The organism is Acinetobacter sp. LCT-H3, assembly GCF_001866125.1.
GTDB lineage: Bacteria > Pseudomonadota > Gammaproteobacteria > Pseudomonadales > Moraxellaceae > Acinetobacter > Acinetobacter schindleri.
Map to the genome: position 1 here is coordinate 1 of NZ_MODX01000047.1, position 10,365 is coordinate 10,365.

General features: G+C 41.6%; 8 protein-coding genes. 6 read left to right on the top strand and 2 right to left on the bottom strand.

The window, feature by feature from the left end; genetic code table 11:
• Positions 1–152: 152 nt before the first annotated feature.
• The 5 genes from BK820_RS15545 (at position 153) to pnuC (ending at position 5,402) form a co-directional block, all read left to right on the top strand.
• On the top strand, positions 153–341 hold the full coding sequence (locus BK820_RS15545) for a hypothetical protein (RefSeq protein WP_164542878.1): 189 nt from the start codon (positions 153–155) through the stop codon (positions 339–341).
• A gap of 611 nt (positions 342–952) precedes the next feature.
• Positions 953–1,084 (top strand): hypothetical protein, encoded by a 132-nt coding sequence (locus BK820_RS15805; RefSeq protein ID WP_005100775.1) that lies wholly within the window; start codon positions 953–955, stop codon positions 1,082–1,084.
• A gap of 299 nt (positions 1,085–1,383) precedes the next feature.
• Complete coding sequence (locus tag BK820_RS14405; RefSeq protein WP_071321286.1) at positions 1,384–2,589, top strand: phosphotransferase enzyme family protein; 1,206 nt, start codon at positions 1,384–1,386, stop codon at positions 2,587–2,589.
• Between the two features lie 40 nt (positions 2,590–2,629).
• On the top strand, positions 2,630–4,804 hold the full coding sequence (locus BK820_RS14410) for a TonB-dependent siderophore receptor (RefSeq protein WP_071321287.1): 2,175 nt from the start codon (positions 2,630–2,632) through the stop codon (positions 4,802–4,804).
• Between the two features lie 28 nt (positions 4,805–4,832).
• Positions 4,833–5,402, top strand: coding sequence for a nicotinamide riboside transporter PnuC (pnuC, locus tag BK820_RS14415; protein WP_071321288.1), 570 nt, complete (start codon positions 4,833–4,835; stop codon positions 5,400–5,402).
• Positions 5,403–5,579: 177 nt separating this feature from the next.
• Here pnuC and exaC read toward each other — a convergent pair whose 3' ends face one another.
• Entirely contained in the window at positions 5,580–7,091 is a 1,512-nt protein-coding gene (exaC, locus tag BK820_RS14420) for an acetaldehyde dehydrogenase ExaC (protein WP_071321289.1), read from the bottom strand.
• 201 nt (positions 7,092–7,292) lie between these two features.
• Between exaC and BK820_RS14425 the strand changes: the two genes are divergently transcribed.
• A complete protein-coding gene (locus BK820_RS14425; RefSeq protein ID WP_071321290.1) occupies positions 7,293–8,474 on the top strand; it encodes a sigma-54-dependent transcriptional regulator family protein in 1,182 nt (393 codons plus the stop codon).
• Between the two features lie 493 nt (positions 8,475–8,967).
• Here BK820_RS14425 and mdh read toward each other — a convergent pair whose 3' ends face one another.
• The gene (gene mdh, locus BK820_RS14430; RefSeq protein ID WP_071321291.1) at positions 8,968–10,140 is read right to left on the bottom strand and encodes an iron-dependent methanol dehydrogenase; all 1,173 of its coding nucleotides are present in this window, start codon (positions 10,138–10,140) and stop codon (positions 8,968–8,970) included.
• Positions 10,141–10,365 lie beyond the last annotated feature (225 nt).

The window sequence follows — 10,365 nt, forward strand, 5'->3', positions numbered from 1 at the left end:
CAAACCCGGTACGGTTCAGTAAGATATTCAGGATCCAAGTTATAGAACCTCGGGTTTATGTAAGAATACTTATCGGATGAGTTTTTTTGTAGCATTGACTGGCCAAATACAGACCGATTTTCTTGAAAATCTTTTATAGGGAAGATAATTTAATGGCAAATGATAAAAAGAGCATAGCAATGGTCAACTGCGGTAATCCCCCCTACAATAAAATCCAAGAAGACATAAACAATATGAAACCAACTACGATGAAATGGATCGGCAATAATATTGAGTTAAATGACATGCAGGGTGTCCATACTTTCTTATTAAGTTTAGAAGAAGAAGGTGGTGTTGATTAATCGCAGTATGTCATGAGTCTTATACAGGACATCGCCCAGTACATAAGGTTAAGTTTGAAAAGAATTAGCACCTCCTCTGAGAGATTTTTCTTTACCAGCCTTGTTTTTGTAACATCTAGTAATTTTTTTGTAACCTTATTGTTATCTATTGTTAACTTTGTTTATTATATAAAAGATAAAAGGTGGAGAATTTAAGATGCTCACTAAGGTCGAAGCCATTGTGATTTTACTAATGGTAATTGCATTAATACTCATTATTTATAAAATGGGACAAGGACTTAATTGGACTTTATAAACGCTTTCTCAGTTTAAAAAAAGTCCTCAATTGATGGCATTAATTTATTTATCAGAAGTTTCAGAATTTTGATTTTATACTTGGCTGACTAAAGATGAATAATATCTATATTGGTGATATTGTTTACCTAGTTTACGGTAGTCATCCAATGATGGTTGAAAAATTGCAGGATAATTTAGCTACTTGTATATGGTTCAGTGATAAAAAACATTTTTTCCGTGAGAATTTTCCCTTAAATATCTTAATAAAAAAAACCTAATTCAACAAAATATACCTGGGCGAATTCAAAGCTCATAGTGTACAGGTCATTTCGACCATGGCATGTGTTACTGATCTGAACAATGAATCACTGGTAGAATTTGCTGCTGAGGAACATGGATTTAAAGAGCTACTTAGTGAAGTCATGAAAATGAATTACGGTGCATTTCAAAACTATGTTATCGCTTGAACTGAGGATCAGAAAGCTTGTTTGAATTGATGTATTTCATCCGCAGATTATGCGCGAATGCTAAGAAATCTGGAGTTCGAATATTAACCAAAAAGAAGATCATTTTTTGATTTATGCGAGAGATCTATTTTATTTTTATATTTATACGGCTAAACTTGCCTCCAATTTAATACTGGTATGTACCACTTAATTTTAGGGCGTGTCTTCAATATTAAATGTATTTAAAAATACTGTTTGCATGTTCGCCTAAACAATGATTTTCCATTATTACATAATGATCTGGCCCAGGAATATTGATAATGACCACAATGACTGATGATTTAGGTCATGGTATGGGCAATGCCTGGGAAAATAAAGACTGGGCACATATTTCTGATCCAGAATTACAAAGTCTGCAGCAGCATTATTCCTGTTTACAAGGTCATATTCAGATTTTGTGGTGTAGTCCCCGGCCATTTTCATCTGCGGCGCTGGTCAAGGTGGAGCAGGATTTTGTGAGCAGGGATGAAGCAGTCGCGCATCAGTATTTGATCAAGCGCAGTCATTGTTCATTTCGTCGTGCCCAGGATATTTTACAGGAGCATGCCGTTCTTCAGCATTTAGCCAGCAAAGAAATTCCTGTTGCAGCATTGATTAGGTCAAATCAAGATCTGACTGCTTTAGAGCTGGGTGACTGGACCTATGAAGTCTATGCAAAAGCAGCCGGTTTAGATCTGTATGCAGATCAGCAATCCTGGAAACCTTTTTTCTATGCTGAACATGCCGCCAAGGCAGGGGCTTTACTGGCCAGACTACATCTGGCGATGCAGGATTTTCCCGAACAGCAGGGCAGATCAGCATCTTATTTGGTTTCCAATCAGCAGCTTTTAGACAGTGAAAATATCATTACAGCCATTCAACAGCGCATTGCAAACAGTTCAGAATTAAGCCGTTATTTTGCCGATAAAAATTTAGATCCTTACTTTTTAGATCGAATCTTACAGGTTCACCAGCGTATTCAGCCTGTATTGCAACAGGCAAGCAAAATTTGGACCCATAACGATTTACACGCTTCTAATCTGTTTTGGTCAGCGCCGGATGCCAAAGCTGAAATTACTGCCGTAATTGATTTTGGTTTATCTGACCGAAACTCTGCACTTTATGATCTGGCTGTGACGATTGAACGTAATTTCATTGATTGGTTGGAATTAGAGCAGAGCCCACATATTCAGATTGATGAAGCTGGTTTAACTGCCTTTCTACATGCTTATTTTTCTGAAGTACATCCACAAGAAGATTTTAGTATTTTGCCAGAACTACTGAAAATCGTGCATTTGGATTTCGCTTTTTCAGAGCTTGAGTATTTTGTTGGGATTACTCAAAACCAGCAACATGCAGATGCTGCTTATTACGACTGGATTATCGGTCATGTGGACTGGTTCTTTGGCGAACAAGGTCAACAATTTACCCAGACCTTAACCCGGCTCATTCAAGATGAATTGCAATCTTCTCAATGCTCTCTCTAAACCCAGCATCATCACCCACTTCACAGACATAAGGTTTCGTATGAACACTCGTCAACTCAAACAGAATGTATTAATCCGATCTTTAAATATGATCATTCTGTCGCAGCTGTGTTTAGTCCCGCTGACTTATGCTGAAGACGATGTTCAAAAGCTTGACACGATTGTTATCACAGCCGATCAAAGCATTCCTTACTCGAGTGCTAAAGTGAATGTTGAGGGATTTGCTACGGACAGTCTGCAAAAAATACCTGCATCGGTCTCTATTTTGACTGCTGATCTCATTGCTGAACAACATGCTCGTGTGCTGAGCGATGTTATAAAAAATGATGCAGCCATCGGTGAGGGCTATGCTGCAATTGGCTATTATCCAAACTTTGTCTCGCGTGGCTTTGCACTCGATTTGGCATCTAGCTACCTCATTAATGGCAATGTGATTCGTGGTGAACAAAACGTCGCACTTGAAAATAAAGAACGTGTGGAAATTTTAAAAGGCATGTCCGCGATTCAAAGTGGGATGTCGACCCCGGGTGGGGTTGTGAATTATGTCACCAAGCGACCGAAAGATATTCAGGCACTGACATTCTCGGCCGATCAACACGGCCAGTTTTCAGTGGCAACTGATCTCGGTGGTTTTTTGGGTGATGAGCAACAATTCGGATATCGCATTAATCTGGTGAATGAACAGATGGAGTCTTATGTCGATCATGTGGATGGTGAACGCTATTTAGCGGCATTGGCCTTAGATTGGAAAACATCTGAGCAATCTAAATTGGAATTTGATCTTGAAGCACAGCGTTCAGAACAACGATCAGTGCCAGGTTATCAATTACTCGATGGCAAAGTCCCAGAAAATGTGAAATGGGAGCGTTTACTTGGTTATCAGACTTGGGGTAAACCGGTCACGATCGATAGTCTGAATAGCAGTTTAAAATATAGCTATTCATTGAATGATGACTGGAACTTGGGACTCGTTGCAGCACACAGTAAATCCAGAGTTGATGACTATTCAAGCTTTGCTTATGGTTATTATCGGGAAGGCTGTCTGGAAGAGTATTCCTGTAACACGTTTGGTAAAGCTGGCGAGTATGATATTTACGATTATCAGAATCCAGATGAAACCTTTAAAACCAACCAATTTAAAGTCAAACTAGATGGGGTGATTGATACCAATTGGGCGCAACATTATCTACATTTTGATATTACACAAACCAATAAATCGCGAGATCGTTTTGCTGGTGTCAATGAATGGAAATGGATTGGTGTAGGTAATATTTATACAGAAACCATAGATTTTTCCCCAGTAACAGCGAATGCTGGACCAAAATATCAAGTACTTAAAAGTAAACAAACTGCATTTACAGCATTAGACCGTATTGAATGGAATAAACAGTGGTCTACTTTGATTGGCGGAAAATGGATTGAGCTTGATGAGCAAGCTTATGGTGAAGGTCAGGTAAAAGTACGCGATACCGATTTAGGCAAATTTTTACCGCAATTTGCGATCAGCTATAGCCCCTTGGAATCGACTACCGTCTATGCCTCGTATGCTAAAGGCCTGTCAGATGGAAAAACAGCGCCTTGGTTTGCAGAGAATGCGGCTGAAACTCTAGCACCGATCTATTCAGAGCAATATGAAATTGGCCTAAAACAACAGATCAAGCAGTTTTTATTGACTGCCTCGCTATTTGATTTACGCCAAGACAACCAATATAGCAAGCCGATTTCAGGACTTCGCTATTTTATTGCGGAAGGCGAACAGCATAGTCAGGGCCTGGAATTAGGACTGAATGGTGCATTAACCGACCATCTGGCCTTAACTTCATCTTTTGCCTTGACTAAAGCCCGTTTAGAAAATGTAGAAGCGGTTGAATATGGTAATCATCAGGCGCAAAACGTGCCAAAAGCTCGTTTCGCAACACATCTTCGCTATAACGTACCGAGCATTGCAGGTTTCACTGTTCTGGCAGGTGGTCAATACAGTTCCAGCAAATATGCCAACAAAGAGGGTGCTGCGAAAGTTGCAGGTTATAGTGTGGTTGATTTAGGCGCTGCTTATCAATTTAAGCTAAATACGACCGATGCATTGCTGCGCTTGAATATTAATAATCTGTTCAACAAGAAATACTGGCGTGATGCAGGTGAATTTTTGGGTGACGATTATTTATTCTTGGGTTCGCCGCGTACAGCAACCTTGTCATTCAATCTGAACTTCTAAATTGGCTGCTTAATCAGGTTATATTGTTATGGAAAATATAGAAATTGCAGCGTTCATTTTAAACATTTTAGGTGTCTGGTTGACCTCCAAACAATATAAAGTCTGCTGGTTGGTGAATATTGTCGCTGTATTTTTATATATGATTATTTTTTATCGTGTCAATTTATTTGCAGACGCAGCATTACAAGCCGTATTTATCTTGATGCAACTGTATGGCTGGTATAGCTGGTCGAAGAAAAATTATGACCAGGCTATCACCGTGCAGATTGGCTATTTGAATAAAAAAATCTGGGTATATAGCCTGATTGTGGGTATTGTCGCCGGTCTGGTGATTGGCGCCTTATTTGCTCATTTCACCACAGCATCACTCCCTTGGTTGGACTCCATGTTAGCCTCTTTTAGCTTGGTGGCAAGTTATTGGGCGGCAAAAAAATATATTGAAAGCTGGGGCTTGTGGTGTGTTCTAGATGTGATTTATGTCGGTATGTACACCCATAAATCATTGTATTTAACAGCCGTACTCTATTTTCTCTTTATTCTTCTTGCACTGAATGGCTGGAGAATGTGGCGAAATCTTTATAGAGTGAAATTATCTTGAAATGACACTATTGCAAATAGAAATTTGAGGTGATGCTCTTTCCTTTAAAAAAAGTGTTTATAGACTAAAAACTTTATTTGAATTGGCCGCAGCTTGAAGATGTTGCTGATATTTTGTGAAAGCTAGCTACCATACATTCACAGCGAACCGAAGTTCGCTTTGAATGTATTTCACTTCTTAAAAGAACCCGGCTGGTTTGGTCGAATAGCTCACTAACAGATTTTTGGTTTGTTGATAATGATCCAGCATCATTCTGTGATTCTCACGACCAATGCCGGATTTTTTATAGCCACCGAAAGCCGCATGCGCAGGGTAGATGTGATAACAGTTGGTCCAGACCCGACCGGCCTGAATGGCACGGCCAGCACGGTAGGAAGTATGCGCTGAGCGTGACCAGACCCCGGCACCGAGTCCGTAAATCGTATCGTTGGCGATCTTGATCGCATCATCAAAGTCTTTAAAGGTGGTCACAGCCAATACAGGCCCGAAGATTTCATCCTGGAAGGTCTTCATGTCATTGGTGCCTTTAAAGATGGTCGGTTCAATATAGAAACCTTGACCCACTTCATGACGTGCTTCACCGCCGGTGAGGATTTGTGCGCCTTCTTCACGGCCAGTGGCAATACAGCCCAGAATCTTGTTCTGCTGTTCCTGTGAGGCTTGCGCGCCAATCATGGTGTCGGTATCCAGTGGATGACCGGTTTTAATGCGTTGCACCCGTTCTACTGCACGCGCCAGAAATTCATCGGCAATACTTTCCTGCACCAGGGCACGGGAAGGGCAGGTACAGATTTCACCCTGATTCAGGGCAAACATGGCAAAGCCTTCCAGCGCTTTATCCAGATAGTCATCTTCCTGATCCATAATGTCGGCAAAGAACAGATTCGGTGATTTACCGCCAAGTTCCAGAGTCACCGGAATAATATTTTCAGTCGCATATTGCATGATCATCTGACCCACTGCGGTTGAACCGGTAAAGGCAATCTTGGCAATACGAGGATTGGTCGCCAGTGGACGGCCGACTTCGACCCCGTAGCCATTGACGATATTTAATACGCCCGGCGGCAAAATGTCCTGAATCAGTTCAGCCAGCACCAGAATACTGACCGGAGTCTGTTCCGCAGGTTTCAGCACGATACAGTTACCCGCAGCCAGGGCAGGTGCCAGTTTCCAGGCAGCCATCAGAATCGGGAAGTTCCAGGGAATGATTTGTCCGACTACACCCAACGGTTCATGAAAATGGTAGGCAATGGTATCTTCATCAATTTCGGAAATGCCGCCTTCCTGCGCACGAATACAGCCGGCAAAATAACGGAAATGGTCAATAGCCAGCGGAATATCGGCAGCCAGCGTTTCACGGATCGGTTTGCCGTTATCCCAGGTTTCTGCCACTGCCAGCAGTTCCAGATTTTGTTCCAGACGATCGGCAATTTTCAACAGAATATTGGAGCGGGTGGTCGGCGATGCTCTGTTCCATTGTTCTTTGGCTTTGTGCGCTGCATCCAGGGCCAATTCAATGTCTTCTACAGAAGAACGCGGAACCTTGGTAAAGACTTTGCCATCTACCGGAGAGATGTTGTCAAAGTATTCACCTTTGACCGGAGCGACCCATTCGCCGCCAATAAAATTCTCGTATTGTGCTTTAAAATGAACTTTTGAATCAGGTTGATTAGGATCGACGTAACGCATATTTATTTCCTTTGCTTATTTTCGTATGGCAAAACCGCTTCTACAGCTTTGGTATAAGGTACTTCTGCATCTTATTTGATTAATATAACTGGTATAAGGTTGGAAAAAGGTTGGAGCTAGCATGTTCACGATATTTTCATCCATTTTAAAAAAATAACGATTACAGCGGATGTAAATCATGAATTGTTGTGAGAATAAGGAATGATGACAAAACAAGATTTGATGGAAAAAAGGCACAATACTGATCAGCTTCGGCAAAACAGCAGTTTGTCTCCCTTACTTGCAGAACAGCTGGGACAGAGTATTGCCAGCTCCTGGCAACGTTCATCCTCGGCTGAAATCCCGAAGAATCGTTTAGCAGCACCGCTGACGGATTTAAAAAAGACCACTTCTTCCTCAACTTTAGCCCAAGCCCTGCAACATTGTGCTCAGGATTTAAAACATATTGCCGAGCAATCTTCTATGGTGCTGGCGGTCGGAGATATCGGCAGCACCATCATTTGGGCAGCTTCTAGCCCACAAATGCAAAGTGCCGCAGAAAGTGTACATTTTATTGAAGGTGGGCAATGGCGCGAAGAGCTAGTCGGAACCAATGCATTGGCATTATCCTTAAAAACTCAACAATCCAGCTGTGTCTTTTCCAGTGAACATTACATGTCCTCCATTCATGATTGGGTTTGTTACGCTGCCCCGATTATTGATCCCTATTCAAAACAGGTCTTAGGTGTCATTGATCTGTCGACTACCTGGCCAAAGCATAACAGTTTAGCACTACTAGCTGCGGAGCGCTGTGCTACGATTATCCAGTCGGCTCTACTAGAATGCCAGAAGCAGCGCCTGTTTATTCGGGCTTTTTCAGTACCTCAAGTGCTGTTTAATGGCAAGATGCTGGTTCTGACTCCTCGACAGATTGAAATTCTGACCCTTCTAGCCTTATGTCCGCAGGGTCTGAGTCTAGATACCTTGCATCAAGCCTTATATGGCGAGCGCAAGGTCAGTATGGGTACTTTAAAAGCAGAAATGTCACAGTTACGCGATGTATTAGGTGGTATGCTGGGGTCCAGACCCTATCGTTTATTGGCGCATGTAGAGGCTGATTTTTTAATGACAGAGCAATCTTTAGATGCTGGGTATATCGATTCAGCCTTGAAGTTATGTACCGGCGTATTTCTGGCTAGAACAGAAAGTCCATTTCTATGCGCTTGGAGAGATTGTCTGGAATCACGCCTGAGCGATGCCATTTTCAAGGCTAATGAAACCGATGTCTTGCTGAAACATGTGGCACATTTTCCTGAAGCGATTGATGCTGTAGAACGCCTGATTGAACTGATGCCCAAAAACCATCCCGTTCATCAGACTCTGTTAAAATATAAAAATCTTTAAAGCTGATGTAACTGTCGGTACAAAGCTAAACAGTTAAAATAGGAATATTCTGGAATATTAAGTATTATCCTTGCTTACTGTGAGTTTACTTATTAATTTAGACTGAACCTGATCCTAAAATTTTTATCAGTGGCTACCCAGTTTGCTGTTTGCCTAGATGCTTGATATCAGCTACGATCATCTTCATGTCATTTGAAGGACGTACAGTTTATTCCTCAGAGATTAAATATGATATTAAGATCATACGATGGGAAATTTTTTCTGGCTGGAACGAAGTAGAAGAAATTAGGATATTTTTATGCTCTAGGATAAACATGGATATTTTTAGGCTAGGGGACTTATAAAATAATTCCCCTCTATTTTTTATCCTATTATGAAGGTAAAAGCGGTAGCCAAAAGCAATGAATTGCTATTGGCATACTTCTTCAGTAGGCGAAATAAGGCCTGTTAAAGTGTAAGTCAGATGATTGAAAATAAGACTTACAAGGAGGTATTACATTGCCGCTTTAAAAATATCCACGACTTGAGCATGACTGGCCTTACGTGGATTGGTTAACATGCAGGCATCTTTTTGCGCATTTTCTGCCATAGTGGCGAGGTCAGCTTCTTTTACATTCAATTCCGCTAAACCTGATGGAATGCCAATTGACGATGAAAGCTGCCGAATGGCGTTAATCGCTTCATAAGCTGCCTCAGTTACAGTTAAACCTTCTATATTCACCCCCATCAATTGGGCAATTTTGGCATAACGCTCCGGACAGGCAATCAGGTTAAACTCACAGACATGTGGGAGCAAAATCGCATTACAGACCCCGTGTGGCAAGTTATAGAAACCACCAAGCTGATGCGCCATCGCATGCACATAACCTAAAGAGGCATTATTAAAAGCCATGCCTGCAAGATACTGGGCATAGCTCATGGCATCCCGTGCTTCCAGATTATCCCCATTCGCCACTGCGGGACTGAGCCATTCACTGATCATGGTGATCGCCTTTTCTGCACAGGCATCAGTGATGGGATTGGCGGCCGTAGATACATAGGCCTCGACCGCATGTGTCAGAGCATCCATCCCTGTTGCCGCAGTCAGGCCTGCAGGTTTGGCTAACATCAGTTTAGGGTCATCAATCGCAATGAGTGGGGTACAACGCCAATCTACAATCGCCATTTTCACATGGGTATCGGTATTGGTAATGATACAGAAACGTGTCATCTCCGAAGCTGTCCCTGCCGTGGTATTGATTGCAATCAGTGGTGTCATCGGAACGGTACTTTTATCAATCCCTTCATAATCACGGATATGTCCGCCACCTGCAGTGACCAGACCGATGCCTTTGGCACAGTCATGTGATGAGCCCCCACCTAACGATACAATAAAATCACAGGCATTTTCATTATAAGCTTCAACTCCATGATGCACGTTAATATCAGTTGGATTGGGCTCCGCACCTGGGAAAATATAACTGTCAACACCTGCCTCTTTCAAATAATCTGCAATATCATCTGCAACACCAAATTTAAACAGGCCAGCATCAGTTACAATCAGTGCTTTCTTGGCGCCTAAATTTTGTGCTTTGATCCCGATTTCTTTAGCACAGCCCGGACCAAAAAGTGAAACACAGGGAATATAAAAACCGTTAGTTTGATCTGAAATATTTTTAAAAGCCATGGTGTTATTCCTTCTACCATTCATTGATTATTTTATCGGTGACCCTCACCGTAATATGAGTATTGAATGAAGTTAAAAAGAATCCTACCTACCAAATACCTACCAATTTAAATTTTTGATTCTAGCCAAAATAATGCATTTGAGGTATTTAAAAGCAGATTGGCAAGGTTTAGCAGATACTAGATCTCTTTCATAAATCAANACTAGATCTCTTTCATAAATCAA